The organism is Microbispora sp. ZYX-F-249 (genome assembly GCF_039649665.1).
Classification (GTDB): domain Bacteria; phylum Actinomycetota; class Actinomycetes; order Streptosporangiales; family Streptosporangiaceae; genus Microbispora; species Microbispora maris.
The window spans coordinates 72405-96780 of record NZ_JBDJAW010000005.1; the positions used below are offsets into that span (position 1 = coordinate 72405).

A 24376-nucleotide genomic window follows, 5' to 3' on the forward strand; every position below is an offset into this window, starting at 1 on the left:
ACAGCCGCGCCGGGGTTTCCCCGGGCCGGGACCCGCGCGGGTGCCGGTGTCACTCCACCAACGCGCCGAAGACGTAGGTCCCGGGAGCGTCCGGGTCGTCCCCCGCCCAGAACTCCGTCCAGTGGGTGCGGAACTCGTCGCGGGTGAGGTGGCCGTCGCCGTCCAGGTCCAGACGGGGGAAGACCTCGTCGGTCACCGTCGGCGTCCCGTTCCACGTCTCGATGAGCGCGCCGTACTCCGACCGGGAGATCAGCCCGTCCCCGTCGATGTCGACGGCCTCGAACATGGCGTCGGCGGTGGCGGAGACGGCGTCCGCCCGGTCGCCGAGGCCCTCCACGACGAGAAGCACCTCGTCGATGGTGACGGCGTTGTCGCCGTCCCGGCCTGAGGCGGCCCGGAGGACCGGCCACCAGCCGGTCATGACGGAGGCGAGTCGCTCCGGATCGGCGGATCCGGCGACGGCCGTCCAGCGGCGGGCGAGCGCCTGGAAATCGGCCTCGGTCAGCCGGCCGTCGCCGTCCACGTCCATCGCCCGGAAAACGCCACTGACCTTTCTCCGTTGGAGCTCACTGGCCACATCCGTCTCCATTCGTCGGGAAGACTCCATGCTGCCGAGAGGTCACTTTACGTGACAGTGGACAATGAGTGACTGTTCCGTTACAAAAATGGCGCCCGCGGCCGGGGCCGCGGGCGCCATGCGTCCGGGATCACCGGACAGGCCGGGACCTCTCCGGCCGGTACGTCACGGCGTGACGGTCACCCGGACCGCCGGGGCCGCGCCGATCCGCACGTCCAGAGTGACCGGCTTGCCGGCGATGAGGGCGGCACGGGCCTCGTCCCGGAGGTTGAGCTTCAGCTCCCTGGTCATGCCGGGCTGGAGCGTGACCTTCGTGGTGTCGAGCACGTGGCCGTCGTGGGAGACGGCGACCTGCTCCCGGCACTTGCCTGCACCCGCGCAGACCAGGGTGATCGTCGCCTGCGCGGGGGCGTTCCCCTTCGTCTTGACGGTGGCGGTGACGGTGTCGTGGAGCACCCTCATCGCCGGGGTTTCGGGCGTGCCCGGGAGGAGCGAGGCGACGTAGCGCGGCGTGTCACCCGAGGTGTTGAGCGCGAGCGTCGTCCCGTCCGGCCGGTCCGGGACCACGGTCAGCGTCGCGGTGCCCTGCTCGTCGAGAGGCGCCTCGCCGAGATAGGCGATGTCGTCCTCGGCCGGAGCCGACGTCGAGGCGCCGGCCTCCAGCAGGAGGAACGACAACTGCTCGGCCGCCGCCGCGGTCCCGGCGGACACCGTCACGGTGACGGTGCCGTCGTCGTTCACGACCGCCTCGTGGCGGATGCCGCCGGTCTCGACGACCTCGGCCGCCGCCGGGCCCGCAGTGGTGGGCACAGTAAGGGACGCCGTGGTGGGCACCGTGGCAGGGGCGGTGGTGGGTGCGGGAGTGGGTGCGGTGGCGGACGCGACGTTTCGCGCCGCCCCTGCCTCGGCGCCGGTCTCCGGTGCGGCCCCCGGCCCGGCCGCCGCCTCGGCGGCAGGTGCGGCCATGCCGCGCAGCACCGGCCGGCCCAGGCCGGCGTCCCACTGCCAGACGCGCTCGAAGTCGAAGCCGAGCTTGCCCGCCCAGAACGCCTGGGCGGCCACCTCGTCCCGGGTCGCGGTGGCGCCGTTGAGCGTGGCCGGGCCGATCGCGGTCTCGGTCTGCGACTTCGCCTCGACGGTCTCGGCCGCCCAGTTGCCGCTCAGCGTGGCGACGTTGTTCGCCAGCACCCGGCCCAGGAAGCGGTGCGCCCAGGACGGCGCGGTGACCGCCGGGTTGAGCGCGATCGAGTCGCGGATGGTGGTGCCGGTGTAGCCGTAGCCGGCCACGCCGCCGTCGTTGCGGCTGTCGGCGGTGACAGAGCCGGTGGCGAAGACCCGCTCCGTGGTGGATCCGGCCAGGGCGACACCGATCACGCCGCCCGCCTCGGTGCCGCGTACGTGCACGTTCGCGGCGGAGTAGACGTCGCGCACGATGCCCTGCGAATCGCCGACGAGACCACCCGCGCGCGATCCGGCGGTCACGGACCCGGACACCTGCACGCGCTCGACGGTGCCGGTGCTGCTGCCGGCCAGGATGCCGGCGCGAGCGGTGGTGGTGTCCACCGTGGCGTCGAGGACCGCGAGGTCGTGGACGTGCCCGGAGATCTGGGTGAACAGGCCACCGGTGGTGGAGGTCAGGCCCTTGATCGTGTGGCCCGCACCGTCGAGTTCACCCGTGAACGGCCCCGGCAGGCTGGTGAACGGCGTGCCGGTCAGGTCGATGTCGGCGGCGAGCACGTAGTCGTAGGACGGGTGCCGCCCCATCAGGGTCAGCTCCTCCGCGCTGCCGACCTTGTAGAAGCCGCGCTCGTCGGCCGGCAGCCCGGGGCCGGGACCGGTTCGAGCGTCTCGGGCGCCATCCGCAGGGTCGGGCGCCTGGCGACGTCGTTCCACTGCCAGACGGTCGCGAAGTCCCAGCCGCGCTCCTCGTAGAAGGCCTGCCTCTGGATCTCCGCGGGCGCGACCACGTTGCCCTTCTGGTTGTCGGCCGCGGGCGGGCCGGTCAGCGACTGCCCGCTGATCGGCACGGACCGGCTGACGTGGTTGTCCTCGAGCGTGGCGGTCTGCCCGGTGTAGACGCGGCCGACGATGGCGTGCGCGTAGCTCGACGCGGAGACGTTCGCGTTCAACGCGACCGTGTGGCGCACTTGGGTGTCGGTGTAGCCGTAGGCGGCCACCCCGCCCGCGGACGCGCCGTTCGCGACGACGGCGCCGGTGGCCAGGACGTTCTCGGTGACCGACCCGCCGACCGAGACGCCGACGACCCCGCCGGCGTACTGGGTCGTTGCGCGCACGTCCACCGTGGAGACGCTGTCACGTACCGTGCCGAAGTGGTGGCCGGTGATGCCGCCGACGTAGCTGTTCGCGGTCAGCGACCCGTCGGCGCGGACGCGCCGGATCGTGCCGTGGTTGGCGTCGGCGACCAGGCCCGCGGTGGAGCGGTCGGTGGTGACCTCGCCCTGGACCACCAGGTCCTCGATCGTGCCGTGGTTGTCGGCGAACAGGCCCGGCCCCTGGTCGGGCAGGGCGGCGAGGCCGGAGATCCGGTGCCCGTCGCCGTCGAAGACGCCCGTGAAGGTGGTGGTACGGCCGATCTGAGTGCGGGCGAGCCCGGTCAGGTTCAGGTCGGCGGTCAGCCGGTAGTGCCCGGCCGGGTCGTTGTCGACCTTGGCCAGGTCGTCGGGCGAGTCGATCAGGTACGGCGACTGCTCGCTGCCCTCGCCGGCCAGGCCCTCGCGCAGGGTCACGGCAGGCCGGAGCGGTTTGCCCGACCCCAGGGAGTCCCACGTGAAGAGCTTGACCGTGGAGCTCGGCGCCACCGGCAGCGGCGTGCCGAACCGGACGTACTGCTCGCGGCCCCGGTGGTCGAGCGTGACGTCGACGCTGCGCACGTCGATCATCCGCTGCTGCGCGTTGTCGTACGTCGCGGCCATGACGGTGACCTTGTCCAGGCTGCCCGGGGAGGACAGCAGACCGACGCCCTTCAGCTCACGGTCCTTGATCTCGGCGGAGGAGACCTTCCAGGAACCGTGCGGCTTGGCGACCGTCACCTCGTCGACCAGGCGCCCGTCGATCGTGTACGTCGACAGCCGCAGCCCGGCGTCGGTCACCGTCAGGACGCCGCCCATCTGGACGTTCTCGTCGAAGACCTTGTCGTCCCACCAGAACTTCTGGTTGTCGTAGAACTTCGGGCCGGACGACCCCATGGTGACGAACGTGGTGCCCGCGACCTCCTCTTCGGGAGTCTTGGCGAGCCGTCCGTCGTAGATCGTGGACCGCTTGTAGACGTGGTCGTGCCCGCCGACGTACAGGTCGACGCCGAGCCGGTCGAGCACGCGCGTGACCTTGTCGCGGTCGATGTCCATGCCGCCGTCGTCGGCGTGCTGGCCGCCGTAGTAGGAGAAGTGCCCCACGACGACGTTCCACGTCGCGTCCGAGGCGCGCACGTCGTCGACCAGCCAGTCGAGCTGCTCGTCGAGGCGCGCGTTGGAGTTCAGCACGGAGAAGTGGACGTCGCCGCGGTCGAAGGAGTAGTTGCTCTCGCCGATCACGCCGTTGTCCGGCAGCGCGAACGTGTTGGTGAAGATCGCGCCCGGTTGTCTGCCGACCGCGTCGTAGTCGAGGTCCTCGTAGGTCTCGTGGTTGCCGACCAGGCCCGCGTACTGCAGGTCGAGCGTGGACAGGAAGGCATCGTGGATCTCGGCCCACTTCTCGCCCCGGCCGCCGCGGTCGACGAGGTCGCCGACCTGGATCACCGTGCCGCCGCCCGGCGCCTGGCTCTTCAGCCGGTCGAGCACCCGCCCCGGCAGGGTGAGCTCGCCGGCGTCGCCGTCGGGCACCTGCACGTCGCCCAGGATGTAGACCGGCTCCCCCTTGGCGCCGCCGGCGCGAAACTCGCCGCGTACGTCCGTCCAGGCCGCCCCGTCGCCGGCGGCGGGTGCGCGGCCGTCGCGGGCCACGCCGAAGCGGAACCGGTAGGTCGTGCCGACCTTCAGCCCGGTCAGCCGGAACTCGTGCGAGCGCAGGGTCTGGCCCGTGATGGAGTGCTGGTAGACCGGCTCGTCGTTGCCGACCGTGTTCACCTCGTACGGCCGGTCGTTCGTGGACGTGAGCACCTCGGCCGTGGACCAGTCGTCCGATCCCTCGGGCAGGACCTGCGCGTAGACCCGCTCGACGGCGCGGTCGGTGGCGACCGCGACACCGGCGGAGCCGGGCTCCTCCCCCACGGTCGCGTTGCCGCCGAAGCGGAAGACACCCGCGGGGTCCGGCTCCTTCTGGGAGACCTGGACGCGCAGCAGCTCGGCGTTGGTGTTGCCGAGGTCGTCGGTCGCCTTGACGACCACGAACGCGTCGTCGTACGAACGGATGCGGAAGGCGCCGCCGGAGACCGGCACCTCGCCCGCGGAGTCGAACACCTCGTACGTGACCGCCGGCTGGGTTCCGGAGTCGTCGGTGGCCGTCGCCCGGGGCAGCGTGACCATGTCGCCGTACCGCGCCGTAGCGGGGATGCCGCCCGGGACGGTGATCCTCGGGGCGTAGTTCGCGCCGCGGGTGGTCTCCCCGATCCAGATCGGCGCGGAGACCAGGAAGTTGCCGTCGGCCTGGTCGGCCCGGACGTAGTAGAAGTCGCCGTCGCGGACGTTCAGCTTCGTCATCAGCGTGAGGTCGTTGCCGCTGATCGTGCCGAAGTCGTGGGCGACGGCGCCGCCGTTGGTGATGAGGCGCGCGGAGGTGAAGGAGTCCCCGGCGTCGGGGTCGGCGAGGCGGAGCTCGACGTCCAGGCCGGTGGTGTCGCCCGGCAGGATCGAGCCCATGGGTTTCCCGTTGCCGCCGAACCCGAGGACCGCGTCGGCGTCACCGGTCGAGTAGAGGCTGCGGTTCCGCATCGCCGCGTACAGCGCGTCCAGGGAGTGTTCCTCGGCCCACACGCCGGTGATCGACGGGTTCCCGGACACCCAGGTCGCGGAGTGCTCGTCGCCGTTCCACGTCGGGGCCAGGTGCCAGCCGGCGTCGAGCGCCTTCTGGAACTCGCCCACCGCGTCGGCGGACTTCACCTCGATGAGGTCCATCCGGTCGTCGGCGACGGGGTCGAGGCCCTTGAAACCGCAGAAGTCGCCCTTGTCCTTCGTGGACGGATGGTTGAACTGGCCGATCGCGTCCGGGTCCTGCTTCAGGCGGGCCAGGAACGTGAAGTAGTCGTACTTCATGTCGCCGGTGCCGAACGCGTTGCCGTACCCGTCGACGCTGCCCTTCTCGGTCGCGCGCGCCGTCACGTGCCAGTCGGTGCCGAACACGTTGATATGTCCGGTGCCGTCGTACCAGGTGTTCTCGATCGACGGGACGGCGATCAGGTCGTCCTGGCCCGCGTTGAACTTCCCGGCGCTCTCGTGGAGGTAGCGCCACTCGGCGGAGTCGGCGTCCCGCCAGTCCTCGACGAAGTCGTCGCCGTTGCGGATGTCCCACATGACATCGTGCTCGGTGACCGCGAAGAAGTCCGCGTCGGTCTCGTCGTGGACATGGTCGTAGGCGTCCGGCGGGAGTTGCACACCGTCGCTCACCGAGGTATGCGCGTGGAACTCGCCGGTGTAGAGGGTCCTGCCGAGGAAAACCGGCCGGTCATCGCCGGCCGCCGAGGCCGGGGAGGCCGGGGCGCCGATCAGTGCGCCGGCCGCGAGTGCGACGGCCGTGATGGCACCGGGCCAGGGGGAGGTGCGTGGTGCGCTGCTGCGCGTCATGTTTCTACCGTTTCACATGGTCCAAGCGTGCCGATCATAAGAATCAGGGCAGGTGAAACGGTTCGCCTCGCATGCGTGTCGCGAAGGTGAACGAGCGACTAAACCTGACAAATGTCGCATTTATGGATGCATTGGGACGAGGGCGTCGCCGGCGCGGCGGCCACCACCGCCACCGGCGGATCATCAGGCCCGGCGCACCCCATGACGCGCCGCAGGCGCCCCGGGTGCGGGAAACCGTCCTTTCAGCGCCGCGCCGGAACGGCCGGTCAGTGTTCGCCGGGCAGCAGGTACCGCCAGGACAGCACGAAGACGGTCCCCGAGCCGGTCCTGAAGAGCGACCGGCCGTACTCCTGCCCGGCGGGAACCGCCTTGGTGACGGCACTCGCCGTCTCCCCCTCGACGTCCTTCTGCCAGACCGGGTCCACCGCGCCCGAAGGCTCCGGAACGCCCTCGGGCCACGGCGACGGCTTGCCCTCCGCCGACGGAGCCTCATCCGCGACCAACCGGACACGGTCGCCGACGTAGTCGGCGCCCTCCGCGGCGGCTCGGGTCGCCAAGCCGTCCATCAGCTTCTTCGCGTCCACCAGATGCCTGGGGTAGAAGCCCGCAAGCTGTTCCAGGGCCGGGACCCGGACCTCCGTCATCTTCCCGTCCTTCCCCCGTACGCCGAGGACGGTGTCCGGCACGTCCGTCACCGACGGCGCGCCCGGCTTCGGCGCCGCCGTCGGCGGCTGCCCGCCCAGGTACTCCCGCATCCGCGCGACCACCTCGCCCGTCTCGGCATCGGTGAGCGTCATCCGCTTGCTCGCGTCGGCGATAACCAGGCCGTCGCCGTACAGCACCACCCTCGGCGGACGCAGCGCGTTCATCGTCGCGGTCACGAACCCGCCTTCCGCGCCCCACGAGGCGACCGGCTCCGCCGGCCCGTCGTCGGCCGCGGCCGCCGACGTGTCGGGTTCCGCTCCTCCACAGGCCGCCGTCAGCGCCATCACAGCCACGAGCAGGATCATCCGTAGTCTCATGCCTCACACCACGTAATCACCCTCGCCTCGGTTCACCCTCGCGCCGAACAGCCGCGGGCCGCCCGGTCGGAGGCCGGGGCTTCTCAAGCAGGGCAGACCTCCTGGTAGCCCAGGTCCGTTCCCACGTGCTCGCGCCACTCCTGCGGCGCGAGCGGGCGCCCCGCCCGCGCGCACACGGCAGGGACGGCTCTCGCGGGGTCGACCGGCAGCTCCTGGAACGCGCCGTCGTGCCCGACCACGCGGAGGAATGAGCCGTCGGCCGTGAAAGCGAGCGCGGGCATGCGGCCGGCCACCGCGTCCGGATCGAACGTGCCGGTGGTCACGGTCCATCCGGCGCCGAGCTGGCGGCCGGCGACCACGTCGAACAGCGTCACCCTGGTGTCGTGGGCGACGGCCAGGATTCGCCCGTCGGGCGAGAACCCGGCCCCCACCACGTCTCCCGGCACCCGGAACACCCGGCCCGTCGTACGCCAGGTGCGGGTGTCCCACAGGGTCACCGCTCTGCTCCCGTACGGCGAGGCGCCCAGCGGGCCTTTCGGCGCGAGCGTCATCCACCTCTCCGCGAGCGTCCCGGGACCCTCCTCCGGGCGGAGCACCCTGCGGGCGACGAGGTCGATGACGTCGGCGCCCTCTTGGTCGGCCGTCACGAGGAACCGGCCGTCGGAGCTGAAGGACAGGATGCCTCCCGCGACGGCGTCGAACCGCATCACCCGCTTACGCCGCGCGAGGTCGACGATGACGACGCTGCCCTGTCCGTAGTAGTCGCCGGGCAGGGCGTGACCGATGGCGAGCAGGCGGCCGTCGGGGCTGACCTGCATGTCCGCCCGCTCGTGCTCCGTGGGAACGGACACTTCACCCAGTTCGCGCCCGGACTGCGCATCCCAGAGTCGTACGGGGTCCAGGAGGTCGTCCGTGGGGAGGGTGACCACCGTGTGTCCGTCGGGGCTGACCCGCAGGATCAGCTTGTCCCCCGCGACGTCGACCCGCCCGGTCTCGGTGAAGCCGGGGACCGACCATCCGCGCACGGTGTCGCCCGTCAGGGCGAACAGCGCGTCTCCCGAGGCGGCGAACCGCGGCTGCCGAGCATCGGAAGGGAGGACGCGCCGGGGACCGGTCAGCCGGCCGACGTCGTAAGTGGTCACCCGACCGGCGTCGTCCAGGATGCTCAGCCTGCGATTTTCGGGGTCGAGCCGCGGGGATCCGGCGATCCCGGATGCGACGGTGAGCCGGAGGATCGGGGCCGCGTCATCCAGCCGCCACAGCGTGAGGCGCCCACCCGCGGCGCTCACGAAGGTGATCAGAAAGCGGCCGTCGGGGCTGAAGACGGCGTCGGTGGAGAGGCCGGGGAGGACCCGCCGGTCCCACCTGCCGGTGGACAGGTTCCACAGCCGCGTTCTGGTCTCCTGCACGACGGCCAGCTCACCGTCGGGGCTGAAGGCGAGGACCGGCCCCGCCAGGTCGCGGGGAAGACGCCTGCCCGCCGGCGCTCCCCCGCCGGGGAACGTCCGCAGCGCTCCGTTGACGACGCCGAAGCGGTCGCCCGGCGCGATTCGCGCATCCCCCGGACCGCCCTCGTCCTCCAGCGTCCGCCGTGCCACGTTCCACAGCGCGACGTACGGCCCGCCGAGGTTGTCGCGTACGACGATGTAGCCCCCGCCGGGGCTGAACTCCACGCTGTCCGGGCGGCCGTCGTCGCCTTTCATCTCCTTCGGCCCCCACCGGCCCCCGCCCAGCCGTTTGCCGGCCCGCAGGCTCCACAGCTCCAGCTGTCTGCCCCGCGCGAGCGCCAGCGTGTCACCGTCCGGGCCCATCGCGGCGGTCACGGGCGCCTCGCCGATCCCGCCGAAGGTCCTGACCGGCCGTCCCGTCCCCACGTCGTAGGCGGTCACCCGGCCGGCGCCGGCGCTGATGAGCGTCCGCCCGTCGGGGCTCAGCGCCCGTCCCTCGTTGGCCGGCGCGGGATCCATGAAGACCGACTGCTCCCGCTGGGCCAGTGAGCTCAGCACCGCGGACGCACTCTCGGGGACCGGTGCGATGCGGTAGGCGGCCACGCTGAGCAGCATCGCCTTCACCGGGTCGATCCCGCGCAGTGCGTCCGCCTGCAGGGCCACCCGCCGGGCCGTGGCCTGTGCCCGCTCATCGGCCAGACGTCTGCCGGCCTCGTCGCTCCTGACCGACTGCCGCCAGGCGAGGGCGCCGGCGGTGAGCGAGGCGATGAGCAGGACGGCCAGGCCGGTCGTGGCCAGCCGGCGCCGCCTGGTCTGCCGCACCGACGCGGTCCTGCTCTCCGCCACGAACGTCTGCTCGGTGGTGTTCAGGGTCAGGTGCGTGGCGGCCGTCCATTCCAGCGCCTGGCGCAGTGCGGTGCCGCGGAGGAGGTCCTCCGGGCGGCGGCCGTTCCGCGCCCACCGCCGGGCGGCCTCGCCCAGCTCGCGGTGACGGCCGAGCGCCTCGCGGTCGCTTGTCACCCATTCGTGGAGCCTGGGCCACGCGTACAGCAGAGCGGCGTTTCCGATGGAGACCGCGTCTCCCTCGCGGCGGACCACCATGGCCTGCTCGAGCGCGGCGAGCACCCGATCGGCGTGCCGTACCTCGATCAGCTCGTCCAGGGCGGCGACGCGCGGCCCCTCGTCGCCGTCGCGGACGTCCACGAGGCGCAGCAGCAGATCGCGCGCCGCCTGGCGCTCGGACGGCGGCAGCCCGGCGTAGCACTGCTCGGCCACCGCCCCGAGCGTCGGCTCGTCGGCCGGCCCGCCGGGCGGTCGCACGTCGGCGGCGGCCCGGGCGCCCTCGGCCAGCCTCGCGCGTCCGCCGCCGTCTCCACCACCGGCGAGCAGCGCCAGCAGCAGATGCTCCGCGGACGGACGCGCGGCCGGGTCCTTCGACAGCGCGGCACGGACCGGCTCCCGCAGCCTCTCCGGGAGGGCATCGACGTCGGGGTCGTGATTGAGCAGCCGGTTGACGACCGCGAACGTCGTCGGGGCCGTGAACGCGTCGCGTCCCGTCGCGGCGAACAGGACCACCGCGCCCCAGGCGAACACGTCGGCCGCCGGCTCGGCGCGTCCCTCGGAGAACAGCTCCGGCGCCATGTACGTCGGGGTGCCGGCCAGCTCCCCCATCGAGGTCAACGACAGGCCGGCGGCCCGGGCGATACCGAAGTCGATCACGCGTGGCCCGTCGGGCCCCAGCAGGACGTTCTCCGGCTTGAGATCGCGGTGCACCACGTCCGCCTGGTGGATGGCGGCCAGCGCGGTGGCGATGCCCACCGCCAGCCGGTGCAGCGGGTCGCCCGAGAGCGTGGCCTCCTCCCGCACCGCCGCGCGCAGGCTCGGACCGGGGACGAACTCGGTGACGATGTAGGGGCGCTCGCCGTCGAGGTCGTGGTCCAGGATGCGGGCCGTGCAGAACGACGCCACCCGCCGCGCCGCGGCGACCTCCCGGGTGAAGCGGCGGCGCAGCGGAGAGTCGCCGGACAGGTAGGCGTGCAGGACCTTGACCGCCACGCGGTTGGCCACCTCGTCGTAGCCCTCGTAGACGACGCCCTGGCCACCCGAGCCGAGCCTGCCGGCCAGCCGGTAGCGGCCCAGCATCACCGGGTCCCCCGGGCGCAGCCTGTCTGCTGTCATGGCTTCTTAGACGGCGGCTCACCGTACCTGGTTCGGCGGCGGGCCTCGGGCCCATGGCGGGGTGCGGCCGCTCATGCCGTCACCGGATGAGGACGCCCCGCGCGAGGAGAAGGGCCGCCGAAACAGCGAAACCGGCCAGAGTGCGAATCGGCGCCCTGGGGCGCAGGTGCCAAACGGCACCTGCGCCTACGGCTCCTACGGAATCGGCTACGCGGTGCTAGGGCGCCACGCCCGGCTCGCGGCCGTCTTCCATGTGCTGGCGTCCCGTCGGCTCAGCGGTTGGTCCACAGGTGCCAGAACCAGTCGCCCTCGGAGCAGGTGTAGTGCTCCCAGTGGCCCCGATCGATCCCTCCCTGGCCCGCTGCCACGCACTTGGAGTGGCTCGTGTACCAGGTGCGGTACACGTCATCTCCGGCGGGCCGCTGGGCGACGCCGCCGTTCTGCGGCGCGGCCACGCCCTGCGGCGGTCGCGCCGGCAGGGTGGCCGCCGAAGCAGGCAGGCCGATGGCGCCGGCCGCCAGGACCAGGGCGGCGGCGCCGACCAGGCGGCGGGCGAGAGCGGGAACGCTGGACAGCGTCAAGGAAGCCTCCTCGGCAGTTGTGGTGGTCACCACAGATCCTGTCGCCACTCTCCGTCTCGCTACAACTACCGATAGTGACACACTCGCCTGTCGGCCGGATCGTCCCGGCCCTTGCGACTGGGCCGCTTCTGCCGCAGACAGCGCGTTCGTATGCGCGGCGATTCGGGGCTGGAGGCGTTCGTTATCGCCTTCGCGGCAGGCGGCGTGCGCCCGGGCCTTCGCGTCCCAGCACGTCACGCGGATTGGTCAGATGGCAGGACCGCAGCGACAGGCAGCCGCATCCGATGCACTCGGTCAGGTCGTCGCGCAGTGCCTGCAGGTGCGCGATGCGTGCGTCGAGCTCGGTTCGCCAGCTCGCGGACAGGCGAGCCCAGTCGTCCGGGGTCGGGGTGCGCTCACTGGGTAGTCGATCCAGGGCCTCCCGTATCGCCGCGAGCGAGATGCCGACGTGTTGCGATGCCCGGATGAAGGCGACCCGGCGCAGCGTGTCGCGGCTGTATCGCCGCTGGTTGCTCGACGTCCGGGTGCTGCGGATGAGGCCCTGGCGTTCGTAGAAGTGCAGCGCGGAGATCGCCACGCCGCTGCGCTGGGCGACCTGTCCGACGGTGAGTTCATGAAACGTGGTGCGGGCCCGAGGCATGGGCCGACCCTAACACTTGACCTCAACAAAGGTTGAGGTCAAAGAATCGGCGCAGAACACGAGTCGCGACAAAGGAGCCCTTCATGGCCGCTGTTCTCGTCATCGGCGCCACCGGGAAGCAGGGCGGCGCCGTCGCCGAGCTGCTGCTCGACCACGGCCACGACGTCACCGCCTACGTCCGGTCGCCCGAGGCGCCGTCCGCGCGGGCACTGTCCGCTGCCGGAGTCCGGCTCGTCCCCGGCGACCTGGCCGACCCGGAGGCCCTCGCCGGCGCCGCCCGGGGCGTCGATGCGATCTTCGGCCTCTCGGTGCCGTTCGGATCCGGCGGGAAGAACGAGGAGGTGGCCCAGGGCCGCCTCCTGGTCGATGTCGCGATGCGCGCCGGCGCCCACCTGGTGTACTCCTCGGTCCGCGGCGCCGACCGGCTCACGGCGACCGACATCCACCATGCGGACAGCAAGCAGCTCGTCGAGGCGTATCTGCGGGAGCAGGAGGTCCGGGCAACCGTTCTGGGGCCGGTGTACTTCATGGAGAACGTCCTCGACGTCGGTTTCAGCCGCCTTGCCGATGGCGTCCTGGCCAACCCGCTGTCCGCCGCCAAGCCGCTGGACCAGGTGACCGTCCGAGACATCGCCGGCCTCGCCGTACACGCGATCGAGCACCCGGACCGGTTCGTCGGCGAGCGGATCGACGTCGTTTCCGACCGGGTGACCGGCGAGGAGGCGGCCCGGATCCTCAGCGACATCCTCGGCCGCGAGATCCCGTACTACCGGCTGCCGTTGGACCAGGTCCGCCAGTGGGCCGGCGACGAGATCGCCGACATGTTCCAACGGTTCGAGGAGAACACCGACTTCCTCGACGTCGACGGGCTGCACGCCACGTACCCGGACGTGGCCTGGCACAGCTACGCCGATTGGGCCCGGACGGTCGACTGGGACGCCGTCCTGCCAAGCCGGACGATGGCGCGGTAACCCGCGATGACCAGACGACGCTGCCCGAGCTGCCGCATGACCCGAGCGGCCTCGTCTGCGAGTCGCCCGAACACCCGCTCTGAACGGGCGTGGCCCCGCACCGGGTCTCGCGCGGGGCCCGTGCTCGTCAGGCGGGGGTGCAGGTCACCTGGGACGGAACCGAGTTGACGCCGTTCCAGGAGCCGTTGAAGCCGAACGAGGCGGACGCGCCGGCGCCGAGCGTGCCGTTCCAGGACAGGTTCGCAGCCTTCACGTTCGATCCGTTCACCGTGTATGAGGCGTTCCAGAGCTGGGTGATCGTCTGGCCGTCGGGGAAGGTCCAGGCGACCGTCCATCCGCTCGTGGTGTCGGTCCCGGTGTTCTTCACGGTGACGGTCGCCCCGAAGCCGCCGGGCCACTGGCTGGTGACGGCGTACGTCGCGATGCAGGCCTTACCCGTGCTCCCCGAAGGCGAAGGGGACGGGCTGGGTGAAGGCGACGGGCTAGGCGAAGGGGACGGGCTGGGCGAAGGGGACGGGCTAGGTGAAGGGGACGGAGACGGGCTCGGACTGGGCGAGACCGAGGGCGACGGTGACGGGCTCACGGCGGTGCCGACCTTCTCCGCGGTCCAGGCGCTCACCCAGGCCAGCACCGCGTTCCAGTTGATCGCGACCTCGTTGACCGACCAGGCGTTGATGTCGTCCAGGTAGCACTTCTGTGGCTTGCACCCGCTGAGCCTCTCCTGGGCGACCGGGTCCTGCAGCCCGCTGTTGGGGCCGCCGGCCAGCGCGCCGGGCGGCGCGATCGGCAGCGACGAGTCGAGCTGGTGGGCCCAGAAGCGGTGGTGGACGTTGCGCGAGGGCTGGTCACCGTATCCGGTCACGTACGACTGGCCCAGTGGGTTGCGGCCGAACTCGTAGGCCATCGTCTCGAACACCCCGTTGCGGAAGCGTTCCTGCCCGCTGAAGTCGTAGGCGAGCGCGAGCAGCGCCGCGTTGTTGAGGATCAGGTTGTTCGAGCCCCAGATGTAGCCTCCGCCGGGCGGCGCGAACGGCACGGGGTAACCCTGGCCGCGCATCGCGGTGAGCAACGTGTCGCCGTTGCTCACGAAACGGTTGCGCAGCTGCGTCCCGATGGTGGAGGTCAGGCCGTTCGGCACGAGCGCGAGCGTGATGTCGCCGAGCGATCCGACCTCCGACCACTGCGCGCCCTCGTTGGTGAAGCTCTTGCCGTAGTAGAGGGACGAACCGGTGAGGTCGTCGCGGTAGGTCTGCCTGCCCGTAGTGACGTACAGCTCGGCAGCCGCCCAGTAGAACTCGTCGGTCACCTTGGTGTCGACGTAGGAGCCGCCGCCCTGGTCGTCGCTGCTCGGGGCGATGATGGACGGGTTGGCCTTGGCGGCCGCGTACGCCCTCTCGGCGGCGGTGAGGCAGCGGCTGGAGAAGGCCGAGTCGATGGGGGCCCACACGCGGGCGCACTGCGCGGCCGCCGCGGCGAGGTTCAGCGTGGCGGCGGTGGTGGGCGCCGACAACAGCCGGGGCTGGGGGTCCTGGTCGGGCCGCAACGGCAGGCCGGTCCACGCCTGGTCGTGGATCTTGGCGTGTGCCATGCCTGCCAATGGCCGCCCACTCGGGATCTGCATCTTCAGCATGAAGTCGATCTCCCAGCGGGCCTCGTCGAGGATGTCGGGCACGCCGTTGCCCCGCTCAGGAACAGCCATGGTGCCGTCGCCGAAGGCAGCGGGGTCGGCGCCGGAGACATGCGTGGCCCGCTCGTAGATGTTGACCAGCTGCCAGGCCGACATGCCGCCGTTGACCACGTACTTGCCGTGGTCGCCGGCGTCGTACCAGCCGCCGCGGACGTCCAGTGTGTATCCGCAGCTCGTGCGGCAGGGCACGGCGTTGTCGCCCTGGTTGGGCGAGACGTTCACGTGCCCGGCGGGCCGGGCGTACTGGTTGCCCACGTACTGGGCCTGGATCGCGGTTCCGCTGCGCTGGTGGTAGAAGAACGCGAGCGCGTCGTACGGCAGCTTCTTCCAGGCGTCCGCGCCGATGTCGAAGGGCCGGCTGGACTCGTTGCCCACGGTGAGCACGAAGTTCGTGCCCGTCCCGGTGTACGACGAGAAGTCAATCTTGTGGACGGTGTCGCCCGACGGCGCGTCCTGCCCGAAGACGGTCGTGGTCCCGGTCGCCACCACCTGGTCGGAGCCGTTGAGCAGGCTCCACGTCAGCGGCGAGGTGGAGGAGGTGACGACGGTCGCCTGCTTGGCCATGCCCGGCGCGTAGGCCACCTGGTTGACCTTGATGTTCTGCCCGAGCGGCGGCCGCGTGACGGCCTGCACCGGGCTCGTCGCGGTCACGACGGCGAACGACGCCGCACTCACGGCGAGCGCCAGGGACAGCGCCGCTCGGGGGCGACGCGTCCAGCCTGGTTTTTTCATGATTAACACCTCCGGCCTTTATGTTTCGTGACCGCATCATGAAGGCGAAAGTTGGGTGGATGACATTCCTCAGTCCGACGCGTTCCACTCCCGCAGGTCATTGAGCCGGGCTGACGAATGATTCTGAATCTTTCAAGAATGCTGTCGCCGACTCCTAAACTTCCGTCTGTGACCGGCACAAGCCTTCCCACTGAGCTAGGACCGCGGCGCCGTCAAGAGATCACGGTCGCGCAGATCGCCAAACTGGCCGGGGTGTCCCCTCCGACCGTGTCCAAGGTGATCAACGGACGCCCTGGAGTGTCAGTCGCCACCAGGCGCCGGATCGAGGACCTGATCCGTGAGCACGGCTGGCAGCGGCGGCCGGAGAGGACCGAGTCCGCGGCGATCATCGAGGTCCTCTTCCAGGCTCTCGACAGTCTGTGGGCGCTGGAGCTCATCAGCGGCGTCAGCGAGGTCGCCCAGTCGTACGGCCTGACCGTGGCCGTCACCGACATGCACGGACACAACTCCCCGCACCGCGAGTGGATCGAGGAGGTCCTGGCCCGGCGCCCCGCCGGTGTGATCGCCGTCTCCGCCGAGCTGAGCGACCACGAGCACGCGCAGCTCGCCAGCAGGTCCATCCCGCTCGTCGCACTCGATCCGTACGGCGAGCCAAGCCATCGCGTCCCCTCGGTCGGCGCGACGAACTGGAACGGCGGTCTGACTGCCACCCGCCACCTGCTGGAGCTCGGGCACCACAGGATCGCCATGATCAACGGCCCGGCGACCCTGATGTGCTGCCGCGCCCGGCTCGACGGCTACCGCGCCGCCATGGAGACCGCGGGCGTGCCCGTCGACCCCCGGTTCCTGCGGACCGGTCCGCTCTACGTGGAGACCGGCCGTACCGAGGCGCAGGCGCTGCTCGCTCTCCCCGACCGGCCCACCGCCGTCTTCGCCGGCAACGATCTGCAGGCGCTCGGGGTCTACCAGGCGGCCCTGCGGGCCGGGCTGCGCGTGCCCGACGACCTCAGCGTCGTCGGCTTCGACGACCTGCCGCTCGCCCAGTGGACGGACCCGCCGATGACCACCGTCCGTCAGCCGCTGGCCAAGATGGGCGCCGCCGCCGCGGAACTCGTCATGACCGTGAGTGCGGGCGACACCTCCGAACATCACCGCATCGAGCTCGCCACCCACCTGGTCGTACGCGGCAGCACCGCCGCACCGACCTGACCGGCGGACCGCCGGCAGCACGGGGCGCCCGGCGTCAGCACTGGCAGCCACCGCGGCGGCGTGAGCGGTCAGGCTGTCATCGATCACCCGCGCTCATCACGTCGCATACGGGCGCGGTGTGTGTCACCCGTTCCCGGCATGGCACGTGTTCTGCGCACGATGGCAGAGGACGGGAAGCCTGCTCATTTCGTCCAACACCACACGATCGCCCAGCGGCTCGTTGAGCCTGATGACGCCCTGGCCCGACGCGCCGACGCCTGCGCAGGGGCCGTAGCCTCGATAGGGCATCTGGAGTCCCAGAACCACCACATCTGGCCTCTCGCTGGCTCGAAGGGTGACGTCGAACGGTTCGTCACCGACGCAGACGCCGTAGTCGTAGCGCACCAGCAGTGTGCGTTCGTCGAGCACCTCGAAGTCTGAGACGTCGCCCGGCAGATGGTCGCCGACAGCGCCTTCGACAGTCCCGATCGCGTCCTGGTCGACCGCGACGTGGTCAATCGGGCCAGGGAGGTTCGAGAAGTACAGCCGCCAAGCAGGCACGGTCGCCATGCCGCGCACGGTCTTCAACCGTCTCGTCGTGAATCTGGCGCCGGTCAGCTTGTACTCCTTGTCGTCGGGGAAGGTGTACTCCTCCGGCCAGGGGGACAGCGCCATCAGCGCCTCTCGAGGCCCGATGACGGGGACCCGCATCGTGGACCCGTCGTCCCAGCGGATCTGCGCCCCGGCCGGCGGAGCAGGCAGCGGTCCGGCCACAACCCAGCCGTACTCCTCATCACTGTCGATCTTTTCGCGCACCTTCCGAGGCATCGCGCTCAGGTCCTCGAGCGGGACGAAACCCTCACGCCAGATCTTCGCGGCACCGCTGGTCCGCCAGGTCGAAACGGCTTGTGTGGCCTTCTCCTCGAACGTCGGTCCCAACAGACCAGAGCTGTCGCTGAGGAGCAGCACCACCGCCAGAAGCATCGCGGCTGATCGCACCATGTGCTGATCTTGGCAAAGTGCCGCGCTGACGTCGGCGGCGTCGCCTGAACTTGCTCGAGAACCAGAGGTGCTCTGCTCCGGGATGGGCCGAAGGCGCAGCCCACGCTTCATGATCGCGTAGGGCTACAGGAACTCCTCGCTACGACGTGGCCTCACACGACACCATCCGCCCCAAACCACGACTCCATAAATAGAGCGGTTGTCGTCAAAGCCAAACAAGAACGCCCCGGCCGTGATCGGCTCGGGGCGTTTGGGCTGTTCATGGGTGGTGGTCAGGGGCAGGGTCGAACTGCCGACCTTCCGCTTTTCAGGCGGACGCTCGTACCAACTGAGCTACCTGACCTCGGCTACTGCCGCCGTACGCGGTCCTGACGGGACTTGAACCCGCGACCTCCACCTTGACAGGGTGGCGAGCACTCCAAACTGCTCTACAGGACCTTTATGTCCGGGGGAGCTTTCGCTTCCCCGTGTTGTTCGGCTCGCCTAGCTTACCAGCTTCCGGGAGGTCTTCGACCTTCCGTCATCCGGTGCGCTCGACGCGCTCCACGTGCCCCCAACGGGATTCGAACCCGTGCCGCCGCCTTGAAAGGGCGGTGTCCTAGGCCGCTAGACGATGGGGGCTCAAGGCTTTCGCCCTGTTCCGTGACGCCTTCCGTCGGAGACCTCTGAAGCATAGGGGACGTTTGCCCCTGATGCCAAAGCGACCGGCGACGGCGAGCCGCTGCCGGTTGCCGTCGGCGACGGCGCCTGCGGCGACTCGGGAAAAATTGTACGACCAGGGTCCGGCTCGATATGACGCTCGCACTGGATCCACTGCTCGCCGAGGCCTCCGACCGTGATGTCGTCCCAGGCCTCCAGGCGGTGGCTGCTCTTGCCGAAGTAGAGCACCGAGGCGGTCAGCGGGGTCGGCTCGTCGTGTTCCAGGCCGCGCAGGCCGGCGCCACCGGTCGACCCTTGGATCATGAGCCGGGTGCCCGAGGGCATCAGCTCGGTGGACCGGGCGTGGACGTGCCCGCTGAGCACGAGCGGCACGTATCCGGACAGACCCCGGCCCACGGTCGGGTCGTGCACCGCCACGATGTCGGCGGCGATCTTGTCCGGGGCCGAGGTGGAGGCGGAGCGGGGCCAGTCACGCGGCGCCAGCTTGCCCGCGTTGGCCCGGCCGAGATCGAGGAGGCTCTTGCTCTCGTCACCCGCCGCCTGCACGGACTTGTCGGGGGTGAACCTCGGGTCGCCGATGCCGTAGACGCTGAGCCCCTCGACCGTGGCGGCGGCGCCGTCCAGCACGATCGCGTTCTTCTGCTTCGCGACCGCCCGCTGGGTCGTCATCGAGTCGTGATTGCCGCGTACGTAGACGTACGGGACGCCGAGGGAGCCGATCTCCTTGACGTACTCGTTCTCGGCCTTGGTCCCGTGGTCGGCGATGTCGCCGGTGTCGATGATCAGGTCGACCTTGAACTGCTCCTTCAGCGACTTGATCACGTTCCAGCCCAGCGGGTTGATGTGCAGGTCGGAGACGTGCAGCACGCGGATGGTGTCCGGGTCGGGGTCGAAGATCGGCAGGTTCGACCCCGCCTCGTACAGCTGGGACACGTTGGTCACCAGCTTGGCGAGCTGGCCGCGGTATTCGGAGAACTTCGTCACGATCGACTGGGCGCTGCCGACCAGGGACGGAACGCCCGTGAGCAGCCCGGTGTACCGGGGCTCGGAGATCGAGCGGGGGTTGAACGTCAGCGCGGCGACGCCGCCGAGAGCGACGACCATCGCCAGCGAGCCCGCCGCGGTCCAGGCCGCCCGCGACAGCCGGCGGAAGGCGACCAGGCCGGTGAGGAACCCGGCGGCGACGGCGAACAGCACCGCCCGCACGACGAGGCTCCGCAGCCCCGAGATGACGTCGGCCTCGATCGTCGTCGGGAGCCGGTCGGCCCACCGGGGGTTCTTGAGGATCTCCTCCGCGACCTCCGGGTGCACCGCCTCGATCGTCAGGTCGAGCCGCAGCGGGCCGCTGTGGCTGTCGAAGCTGAGTGCGCCGAGGGGCCGTACGTCGATGACGGTCTCCCCGCTCCAGGACGGGGTCAGGGACATTCCGATGTCGGCGGGGCCGACCGGAGTGTCCACCTTGGCGCCGAACGCCATGCCGAGCCATCCGCCGACCACCGCCGCCAGCACGACCGCGAGCACGCGAACGAGCACACGGGCGAACCGGCTGCCGACCGTCCTGTGGGCGAGAGCCCTCAACCGCGAGTTGTCCATCCCTTCCTGACTACCCGAAGTCGCGGCCTTTTTGGTTACCGGTTCACGGTGTTCCGGTTACCGACCGTCCGTCTGAGCCTCCAGACGTGCCCGCATACCGGTCAGAATCAGCGCCAATCCATGCTCGAAGGACGCGTCCGTCTGCGGGCCGCCGGTCTCGGCCATGACGGCGCGCACGTTCGGGTACGGCGCGAGGCTCTCCAGCGCCCCCTCGAACAGGGCAGGGTCGTTCGTCCCCCGCTCCTCGTCGGACTGCTCCTCCAGCACGAACCCGCCGAGGAAGCTCGCGAGCGTGCCCAGGCCCCACATCGCGTCCGTGCGGGTGAACCCGGCCCGCAGCAGCGACTCCAGGATGGTCTCGACGGTCCGCAACGTGGCCGTTCCGGGGTGCGTGCCCGCGGTGAGCCGCGCGGTGTCGCGGTGCGACTTGAACACCCGGCGCTGGCCCCGCAACCACTCCGCGAGCCACTCCTCCCACGACTCCCCCTCGGCGAGCGGCCGCAGCGGCTCCTGTACGGAGATCGTCTCGGCCATCTCGTCCAGGAGCTCCTGCTTGTTCCTGAAGTGCCAGTAGAGGGCGGGGGCCTGCACGCCCAGCTCGGTCGCCAGCCTGCGCAGGGTCAGCTTCTCCAGCCCCACCTCGTCGAGGAGCCGGATCGCGGTCCTGACGATCGTGTCGCGTTCGAGTGCCACGGTTGACAGCTTAACGGCGTTCAATACATCCTTAACATCGTTAAATTTAACCGCGTTAAGGAGATGCCGTGATCCATGCGGAGGGAGTGCGCAAGCGGTTCGGCCCGACCGAGGCGTTGCGGGGCGTCGACCTCGACGTGCCGGGCGGCTCGGTGTGCGGCCTGCTCGGGCCCAACGGCGCGGGCAAGACCACGATGGTGCGCGTCCTCACCACGCTGCTGCGCCCCGACGGCGGCCGGGCCCGGGTCGCCGGGTGCGACGTGGTGCGGGACGCCGAACGGCTCCGCTACCGCATCGGCCTCGCCGGCCAGCACGCGGCCGTGGACGAGCTGCTGACCGGACGCCGCAACCTGGAGTTGTTCGCCCGGCTCTACCACCTGCCCCGCCGTACGGCCCGCGGCAGGGCCGGGGAGCTGCTGGAGCGGTTCGGCCTGGCCGAGGCGGCGAACCGTCCGGTGCGGACGTACTCGGGCGGCATGCGCCGCAGGCTCGACCTGGCCGCCAGCCTGATCGTCTCCCCGCCGGTGCTGTTCATGGACGAACCGACCACCGGCCTCGATCCCCGCAGCCGTCTCGCACTGTGGGACGAGCTGCGCGCGCTCGTGGCCGAGGGGACGACGCTGCTGCTCACCACGCAGTACCTCGACGAGGCCGACCACCTGGCCGACCAGATCGCGGTCGTCGACGCGGGACGGGTGGTGGCGTCGGGGTCGCCGTCCGCGCTCAAGGCGACGGTGGGCGGCGACCGGGTGAGCATCGCCTTCCGCGAGGCCGCGGACCTGGCTCCGGGCGTCGAAGTGGTGCGGGGGGCGCTCCCCGGCGAGCCCGAGATCGACGCCGCCGAACGGCGGCTCGTCGTGCCCGTCTCGGACGGCGCCGCCTCCCTGGTCAGGGTCGCCGCGGCCCTCGACGCCGCCGGGATCGGCGTGGAGGACCTGGGGCTGCGCCGGCCGACGCTCGACGAGGTGTTCCTGGCGCTCACGGACGCGCCGGCCAGAGAGGAAGAGGCGGCGTGATCACCGTGGAACCCCCCGGGACGAGGGCGCGACGGCTGCGCTGGGCCCTGAGCGACACGTTCGTCATCGCGGGACGCAGCTACGCGCGACTGCGCGCCCAGCCCGGCCAGATCGCCGCCGAGCTGGTCGCGCCGGTCATCATGACCATCCTGTTCGGGTACGTCTTCGGCAGCGCGATCTCGCTGCCCGGCGGGGGCGACTACCGGAACTATCTGATGCCCGGCATCTTCATGCAGGTCATGGCGTTGTCCGCGGTCGCCGCCGCCACGTCGGTCGCCGAGGACATGGCCCGCGGCATCATCGACCGCTTCCGCGTCCAGCCCATCGCGCGCGGGGCCCTGCTGGCCGGGCGGAGCCTCGCGGACCTGTCCAAGGACTGGCTGTCACTCGCGGTGATGGCCGTCTGCGGCCTGCTGATCGCGGGCTGGCGTCCGCGCGGCACCCCTCTGGAGACGCTCGCCGGATTCGCGCTGCTCGCCCTGTTCGGGTACGCGATGATCTGGCTGGGCACGTACATCGGGCTGTTCGTCAGGAGCGGTGCGCAGGCGGACGCCGCGACGTTCGGCTGGCTGTTCCCGATGACGTTCCTGGCCAACGCGTTCGTGCCGCTGGAAGGGCTGCCCGGATGGCTGCGGGCCATCGCGGACTGGAACCCGATGAGCGCGGTGGTCTCGGCCGCCCGTGAGCTGTTCGGCAACCCCGGCTCGGCCGCCGCCTCCTGGCCTCTCCGGCATCCGGTGACGGCCTCGCTGTGCTGGTCGCTGCTGATCATCGCGGTGTTCGGGCCACTCGCCGTACGGCGCTACCGCACCGCCACCTCGCGATGACACGATGAGCACGTGATCGACGTCCCGCTGAAGAGGTTCGAGGAGCTCGTGGCCGAGGCGCTGGACACGATTCCCCCGAATCTGGCCAAGGTCATGGACAACGTCGTGGTCGTGGTGGTCGACGACCCGCCCGAGCCCGGCCTGCTCGGGCTCTACACCGGCATTCCGCTGACCGAGCGGGGCGACTGGTACTCGGGGGTGCTCCCGGACCGGATCGAGATCTACCGGAACTCGACGCTGGAGATCTGCGAGACCGAGGACGACGTGGTCGAGGAGGTCCGCATCACCGTCGTCCACGAGATCGCCCACCACTTCGGCATCGACGACGAGCGACTGCACGAACTCGGCTGGTGAGGCCCTTCCCCCTCGTCGGGCCACGGTTCGCGCTCGCGCTCCGCGAAAGCGGATCGTCAGCGGCTTGCAAAAGTCGCATCCGGCGGGCACTGTAAGTGACATGCTGACCACGGGCTGTCATATCCAGTCACCGCGACGGACACCGGCGGATACGGCCGGCGGAGCGACCTCTGCGGAGTGAGATGGCGGCCCTCAAGCCCGGCAGGCTGTCCGGCCGCCATCGTCGTCCTCCGGAGGTGCGGGCCACCTACCGGGAGGTCGCCGCGATCCCCGAGTTCCGGGCCCTGTGGCTCGGGCAGGGCATGTCGCTGCTCGGCGACCAGCTCGCCCAGGTGGCGCTCGCCGTGCTGGTCTACAGCCGGACCGCGTCGCCCCTGGCCACGGCCGCCGTCTACGCGCTGACCTACCTGCCGCCCATCCTCGGCGGGCCTCTGCTGGCCGGGCTCGCCGACCGGTACCCGCGCAGGCGGGTCATGCTCTGGTGCGATGTCCTGCGCGCCCTGATGCTCGCCGCGATGGCCCTGCCCGCGACGCCGTTCCCGGTGCTGTGCGCGCTGGTCTTCTGCGTGGTCCTGCTCGGGGCGCCGTTCTCGGCCGCCCGCGCGGCGCTGCTGCCCGAGGTGCTCGACGGCGACCGGTACGTCGTGGGGTCGGCCCTGCAGAACGTGACCAACCAGGCGGTGCAGATGCTGGGGTTCGCCGCCGGGGGCGCGGCGATCGCCGTGCTCGGGCCGTACCGGGCGCTGGCGCTGGACTGCGCGACGTTCCTCGGCTCCGCCCTGGTCATCGTCGCGGGCGTGCGGCACCGCCCGGCGCCGGTGCGAGAGGACGGCCGGCCGTCCATGTGGCGGATGACGCTGTCCGGCGCGCGTCTGGTGTTCGGCGAACGGCGGCTGCGCACGCTCGTGCTGTTCGCCTGGCTGTGCGGGTTCTACGTGATCCCCGAGGGCATCGCGGCGCCGTACGCGGCGGCGCTCGCCGACGGGAGGCTGCCCGTCCCGGTGATCACGGGCCTGCTGATGGCGGCGATGCCGACGGGCACGGTCATCGGCGCGTTCTTCTTCGGGCGGTTCGTCACCCCGTCGGGGCGGCTGCGGGGCATGGGCTGGCTGGCCATGCTGACCTGCGCGCCGCTCGTGCTGTGCGTGATCCGGCCGCCGCTGGAGGGCGTGCTCGCCCTGTGGGTGTTGTCCGGAGTCGGCGGGGCCTACCAGCTCGCGGCGAACGCGGCCTTCGTCCAGTGCGTCCCGGCGTCGGGGCGGGCCGCGGCATTCGGGCTGGTGCAGTCGGGGCTGCTGGCCGCGCAGGGCGCCGGCATCCTCGCCGGGGGCGCCGCCGCCCAGAGGCTCGGCCCAGAGCCGGTGGTGACGCTGGCGGGCGTGGCCGGGCTGTGCGCCGCGGCCGTGCTCACCATGCTCTGGACCGAGTCGCGTAGGGAGATCATCGCCAAGGTCCGGGCCGCCGCTACCTGA

Annotated in this window: 16 protein-coding genes and 3 tRNA genes; 6 read left to right on the forward strand and 13 right to left on the reverse strand. The window is 71.0% G+C overall.

The window, feature by feature from the left end:
• Positions 1-49: 49 nt before the first annotated feature.
• The 6 genes from AAH991_RS08610 to soxR form a co-directional block, all read right to left on the reverse strand.
• Positions 50-577: an EF-hand domain-containing protein gene (locus tag AAH991_RS08610; RefSeq protein ID WP_346225221.1), complete on the reverse strand. Its 528-nt coding sequence runs from the start codon at positions 575-577 to the stop codon at positions 50-52.
• A gap of 1769 nt (positions 578-2346) precedes the next feature.
• Positions 2347-6312 (reverse strand): CehA/McbA family metallohydrolase, encoded by a 3966-nt coding sequence (locus AAH991_RS08615; protein WP_346225222.1) that lies wholly within the window; start codon positions 6310-6312, stop codon positions 2347-2349.
• Between the two features lie 266 nt (positions 6313-6578).
• A complete protein-coding gene (locus AAH991_RS08620) occupies positions 6579-7334 on the reverse strand; it encodes a hypothetical protein (RefSeq protein ID WP_346225223.1) in 756 nt (251 codons plus the stop codon).
• 83 nt (positions 7335-7417) lie between these two features.
• Positions 7418-10960 carry a WD40 repeat domain-containing serine/threonine-protein kinase gene (locus AAH991_RS08625; RefSeq protein WP_346225224.1) on the reverse strand — a complete coding sequence of 1181 codons (3543 nt, stop codon included), beginning with the start codon at positions 10958-10960 and terminating at the stop codon, positions 7418-7420.
• 272 nt (positions 10961-11232) lie between these two features.
• Positions 11233-11571: a hypothetical protein gene (locus AAH991_RS08630; protein ID WP_346225225.1), complete on the reverse strand. Its 339-nt coding sequence runs from the start codon at positions 11569-11571 to the stop codon at positions 11233-11235.
• A gap of 151 nt (positions 11572-11722) precedes the next feature.
• Entirely contained in the window at positions 11723-12181 is a 459-nt protein-coding gene (gene soxR / locus AAH991_RS08635; RefSeq protein ID WP_346225226.1) for a redox-sensitive transcriptional activator SoxR, read from the reverse strand.
• Between the two features lie 83 nt (positions 12182-12264).
• Here soxR and AAH991_RS08640 point away from each other — a divergent pair, with 83 nt between their 5' ends.
• Positions 12265-13152, forward strand: a complete 888-nt coding sequence (locus tag AAH991_RS08640) for an NmrA/HSCARG family protein (RefSeq protein ID WP_346225227.1) — start codon at positions 12265-12267, stop codon at positions 13150-13152.
• Positions 13153-13279: 127 nt separating this feature from the next.
• Here AAH991_RS08640 and AAH991_RS08645 read toward each other — a convergent pair whose 3' ends face one another.
• Positions 13280-15571 carry a glycoside hydrolase family 9 protein gene (locus AAH991_RS08645; RefSeq protein WP_346225228.1) on the reverse strand — a complete coding sequence of 764 codons (2292 nt, stop codon included), beginning with the start codon at positions 15569-15571 and terminating at the stop codon, positions 13280-13282.
• A 168-nt stretch (positions 15572-15739) separates the two neighbouring features.
• Between AAH991_RS08645 and AAH991_RS08650 the strand changes: the two genes are divergently transcribed.
• Positions 15740-16780: a LacI family DNA-binding transcriptional regulator gene (locus AAH991_RS08650; protein ID WP_346225229.1), complete on the forward strand. Its 1041-nt coding sequence runs from the start codon at positions 15740-15742 to the stop codon at positions 16778-16780.
• Between the two features lie 123 nt (positions 16781-16903).
• On the opposite strand, the gene AAH991_RS08655 is transcribed toward AAH991_RS08650, so the two are convergent.
• From AAH991_RS08655 to AAH991_RS08680, 6 genes are all read right to left on the reverse strand, one after another.
• Positions 16904-17761, reverse strand: a complete 858-nt coding sequence (locus tag AAH991_RS08655; protein WP_346225230.1) for a hypothetical protein — start codon at positions 17759-17761, stop codon at positions 16904-16906.
• 266 nt (positions 17762-18027) lie between these two features.
• A tRNA-Phe gene (locus AAH991_RS08660) sits at positions 18028-18104 on the reverse strand.
• 20 nt (positions 18105-18124) lie between these two features.
• Positions 18125-18199, reverse strand: a tRNA-Asp gene (locus AAH991_RS08665).
• A 110-nt stretch (positions 18200-18309) separates the two neighbouring features.
• Positions 18310-18382, reverse strand: a tRNA-Glu gene (locus AAH991_RS08670).
• Entirely contained in the window at positions 18383-20014 is a 1632-nt protein-coding gene (locus tag AAH991_RS08675) for a metallophosphoesterase family protein (protein WP_346225231.1), read from the reverse strand.
• Between the two features lie 57 nt (positions 20015-20071).
• Positions 20072-20707, reverse strand: a complete 636-nt coding sequence (locus tag AAH991_RS08680; RefSeq protein ID WP_346225232.1) for a TetR/AcrR family transcriptional regulator C-terminal domain-containing protein — start codon at positions 20705-20707, stop codon at positions 20072-20074.
• 86 nt (positions 20708-20793) lie between these two features.
• Between AAH991_RS08680 and AAH991_RS08685 the strand changes: the two genes are divergently transcribed.
• The 4 genes from AAH991_RS08685 to AAH991_RS08700 all read left to right on the forward strand — a co-directional run bounded on the left by AAH991_RS08685 (position 20794) and on the right by AAH991_RS08700 (position 24376).
• Complete coding sequence (locus AAH991_RS08685; protein ID WP_428833964.1) at positions 20794-21723, forward strand: ATP-binding cassette domain-containing protein; 930 nt, start codon at positions 20794-20796, stop codon at positions 21721-21723.
• On the forward strand, positions 21720-22550 hold the full coding sequence (locus AAH991_RS08690) for an ABC transporter permease (RefSeq protein ID WP_346225234.1): 831 nt from the start codon (positions 21720-21722) through the stop codon (positions 22548-22550). Before AAH991_RS08685 ends, AAH991_RS08690 begins: the two co-directional genes overlap by 4 nt.
• 12 nt (positions 22551-22562) lie before the next feature.
• Positions 22563-22904: a metallopeptidase family protein gene (locus tag AAH991_RS08695; protein ID WP_346225235.1), complete on the forward strand. Its 342-nt coding sequence runs from the start codon at positions 22563-22565 to the stop codon at positions 22902-22904.
• Between the two features lie 182 nt (positions 22905-23086).
• Entirely contained in the window at positions 23087-24376 is a 1290-nt protein-coding gene (locus AAH991_RS08700; protein WP_346225236.1) for an MFS transporter, read from the forward strand.

Excerpts from the sequence above, each read along its gene's own strand:
- AAH991_RS08615 (WP_346225222.1), bottom strand. The coding sequence starts at position 6,312 with ATGACGCGCAGCAGCGCACCACGCACCTCCCCCTGGCCCGGTGCCATC.
- AAH991_RS08620 (WP_346225223.1), bottom strand. The coding sequence starts at position 7,334 with ATGAGACTACGGATGATCCTGCTCGTGGCTGTGATGGCGCTGACGGCG.
- AAH991_RS08625 (WP_346225224.1), bottom strand. The coding sequence starts at position 10,960 with ATGACAGCAGACAGGCTGCGCCCGGGGGACCCGGTGATGCTGGGCCGC.
- soxR (WP_346225226.1), bottom strand. The coding sequence starts at position 12,181 with ATGCCTCGGGCCCGCACCACGTTTCATGAACTCACCGTCGGACAGGTC.
- AAH991_RS08640 (WP_346225227.1), top strand. The coding sequence starts at position 12,265 with ATGGCCGCTGTTCTCGTCATCGGCGCCACCGGGAAGCAGGGCGGCGCC.
- AAH991_RS08645 (WP_346225228.1), bottom strand. The coding sequence starts at position 15,571 with ATGAAAAAACCAGGCTGGACGCGTCGCCCCCGAGCGGCGCTGTCCCTG.
- AAH991_RS08655 (WP_346225230.1), bottom strand. The coding sequence starts at position 17,761 with ATGGTGCGATCAGCCGCGATGCTTCTGGCGGTGGTGCTGCTCCTCAGC.
- AAH991_RS08675 (WP_346225231.1), bottom strand. The coding sequence starts at position 20,014 with ATGGACAACTCGCGGTTGAGGGCTCTCGCCCACAGGACGGTCGGCAGC.
- AAH991_RS08700 (WP_346225236.1), top strand. The coding sequence starts at position 23,087 with ATGGCGGCCCTCAAGCCCGGCAGGCTGTCCGGCCGCCATCGTCGTCCT.